General features: G+C 65.4%; 1 protein-coding gene. It reads left to right on the forward strand.

The window, feature by feature from the left end; all coding sequences use genetic code 11:
* Positions 1 to 348, forward strand: a 348-nt coding sequence (locus tag VS93_RS28790) for a zinc ribbon domain-containing protein (protein WP_156185037.1), incomplete at its 5' end; no start/stop codon positions are given.
* Positions 349 to 364: the final 16 nt, after the last annotated feature.

Here is a 364-nt window from a genome sequence, read left to right on the forward strand (position 1 = left end):
TTCCTCAGCCGTACCACCATGGCCCGCAAAGCCGCTGACGCGGCGATCGGCGCCACGAAGACGGCCCTGATCGAGATGGGCCACAAGCACGGGCGGGACATCCGCCTCGCCAATCCGGCGCACACCACCATGGACTGCGCGCAGTGCGGAGCCAGAACCAAGCACCGCTTGCCGCTGTCCGAACGTACCTACACCTGCACCGCATGCGGAGTCGTCTCCTCCAGAGACAAGAACTCCGCCCGCGTGATGCTCCTCCGGGCTGGTCGCAACCCGGCTGATGCTGCTCGTGTAAGAGCTGACGGGCCGCCGGTCCGCAGCCAACGTGCGCCAAGAATCCCCTCCCTTTAAGGAAGGGAGGATTCAA

Origin of the sequence: Allosalinactinospora lopnorensis, from assembly GCF_000981225.1 — a bacterium.
GTDB lineage: Bacteria > Actinomycetota > Actinomycetes > Streptosporangiales > Streptosporangiaceae > Allosalinactinospora > Allosalinactinospora lopnorensis.